Origin of the sequence: Streptomyces sp. ActVer (genome assembly GCF_027270795.1) — a bacterium.
GTDB classification, from domain to species: domain Bacteria; phylum Actinomycetota; class Actinomycetes; order Streptomycetales; family Streptomycetaceae; genus Streptomyces; species Streptomyces umbrinus_A.
Genome location: NZ_JAPWHT010000789.1, coordinates 1 through 2,328, shown reverse-complemented (window position 1 = coordinate 2,328; position 2,328 = coordinate 1). Strand labels below are relative to the sequence as shown.

The 2,328-nt window shown below is 69.8% G+C and carries 2 protein-coding genes; one reads left to right on the top strand and one right to left on the bottom strand.

From position 1 onward, the window contains the following. Window positions 1-276: 276 nt before the first annotated feature. The gene (locus tag O3Q52_RS52065) at window positions 277-1,074 is read right to left on the bottom strand and encodes a trypsin-like serine protease (RefSeq protein ID WP_269655394.1); all 798 of its coding nucleotides are present in this window, start codon (window positions 1,072-1,074) and stop codon (window positions 277-279) included. A 173-nt stretch (window positions 1,075-1,247) separates the two neighbouring features. Here O3Q52_RS52065 and O3Q52_RS52060 point away from each other — a divergent pair, with 173 nt between their 5' ends. Next, window positions 1,248-2,144, top strand: coding sequence for a hypothetical protein (locus O3Q52_RS52060; protein ID WP_269655393.1), 897 nt, complete (start codon window positions 1,248-1,250; stop codon window positions 2,142-2,144). Window positions 2,145-2,328 lie beyond the last annotated feature (184 nt).

Here is a 2,328-nt window from a genome sequence, read left to right as displayed (position 1 = left end):
CGAGGAGGCGTCCGGGCCTCCGGTATTGCGGGGCGTGGGCGGGGCAAGCGAGGCGGGAGGTTCAGGCGAGGCGGGGGGCGAGGCTGGTGGCGGGGACTAGCGAACGCCAAGCGGCTTCACGATGTCACTCGGGCCACTTTCAAGGGGCGCGGGGCTGTGACATTGTGCGGCTCCGCCGCGTGGGCGCGACAAGCCCCCCACCGGCCCGCACCCAAAAGCAAGCAGGCGCCCCCGGCAGAACACCGCGAACGCCCACTCCACCCGCCCTGCCGGAGGCTAAAGCGTCGCCGCGGCCCGGGCTATCGCCGCGGAGAACGTGGACACCTCGGTGTACACACCCGGTACGAGCGGCCGGGCGCACCCGTCGCCCCAGCTGACGATCCCGACCTGGAGCCACTTCCCGCTGTCGTCCTTGCGGAACATGGGCCCGCCGGAGTCGCCCTGGCAGGTGTCGACCCCGCCGCGCGGGACGCCGGCGCAGATCTCCTGTCCGGCGATGAGCCGACCGCCGTAGTACCGCTTGCACTGGCGGTCGGCGACGAACGGCACCTTGGCCTTGAGGAGCTGCGTGGAACCGGTGTTCGCGTTCTCCGCGGTGTCGCCCCACCCGGCGATGGTGAACGTGCCCCTGTTGTAGCGGGTGTTCGTGGCGAGCTTCAGCGTGGGCAGGTTGATGGGCCGGGCGAGCTTGATGAGCGCCCAGTCCTTGCCGTTGCCGTTGTAGCCCGGGGCCTGGAGGACCTTGGTGGACTTGACCTTGATCGCGCCGGAGGCGTTGAGGTCGGCGACCCCGGCCGTGGCGGTGATCCGGGTGGTGTTGCCCGAGCCGTCCACGCAGTGCGCGGCGGTCAGGACGACGTCCTTCTTGTAGAGGGCACCGCCGCAGCCCATGGAGAGGCTGACCATGAACGGGAACTCGTTCTGCGCCGCGGGCGTACCGCCGACGACCGGCACCGGCGCCGCGTGCGCGGCGACGGGCTGGAGGCTGGCGGTCGCGAGGGCGACGGCACCGATCGCCGCGGCCCGCTTGAAGGCGGATCTCTTGAGGAGACTGACTGCCCTGTTTGTCAACATGATCCCTTTCATGGGGGGTTGAGTGCGCAGAAGAGCGCACAGAAGTATGAGGATCATGACGCATGGGCGGCAAGGGTGGATCTCACTTCCCCACCGGGCAACCCAACCCAGGAGAATCCGCTCGCGTCCCCTTAAAGTGGAATGGGGTTCAGGGCCTCTCTGGGGGTACGGACGTGACGAACGGCGGTCCGGTCGAGCACGGCTACCCGCACCTGGACACGGTGCGGGCGGCGATCACCGCGCTGTACAAACGGCTCTCGTACGACACCATCCACACCTTCGCCACCAGCGTGGCCCCCGCCGACGTGGCGTTCTGCGACACGGACGATCTCCATCTCGGTGCCCAGCGGGTCGCCCGCGAACTGGTACGGCACTTCCGTCTGCCGGATGCCCGCATGATCGTGGGCTTCCGCGAGATGGAGCACGCGGCGAACGTCGAGCTCGCCGCGGGCCCCGAGTACTTCATCGAGCTGAACGACCGCTTCCGCACCCACCGCAGGGACATCGGCGCGGCGCTCGCGCACGAGGTGATGCACGTCTATCTGCACCGCCTGGACCTGTCGTTCCCCGGCACGCGCGACAACGAGATCCTCACGGACACGGCGACGACGTATCTCGGCGCGGGCTGGCTGCTGCTCGACGCGTACCGGGAGGACTCGGCGTCCTCGCAGAAGCTGGGCTATCTGACGCCGGAGGAGTTCGGGTACGTGCTGGCGAAGCGGTCGCTGGTGTTCGGTGAGGATCCGGCGACCTGGTTCACCAGCCCGCAGGCGTACACCGCATACACGAAGGGGATGACGCGGGCCCGTCACGACGAGCGGCAGCCGCCGCTGACCGCGGCGGGGTGGGTGGGGCGGCGGCGTTACGCGAAGGATCGCCGGCATGCGCAGGATCACGTCGTCGGGGCGCCGTCCGTCGACGCCCCGTATGCCTTCACGCCGGACGGTCGCGGGCCGCTGCGGGTGTCGTTTCCCTGTCCGACCTGTCATCAGCGGATTCGGGTGCCGGTGCGGGGGCGGGTTCGGGCTCGGTGTGGGCTTTGTCGGACTGTTCTGGAGTGCGATACGTAAGTGTGGGTGGGGCGTTGGATCGTGGGGAGGGTGCGGGTGCGTTGGGGCTGGTCGCGCAGTTCCCCGCGCCCCTAAAAGACAGCGGTTCGCCGTGCCCTCTGCCCAGGGGGCGCTGCAGCGGAAAGCCGCCGCCCGTCTGTCCCGTCGACGGGCGCCGCCCTTCCGGCCCCCGCATCCCCCTGCT

Bases quoted from the DNA above. Each gene is read 5' to 3' on its own strand.
- O3Q52_RS52065 (WP_269655394.1), bottom strand. From the start codon at position 1,074: ATGTTGACAAACAGGGCAGTCAGTCTCCTCAAGAGATCCGCCTTCAAG.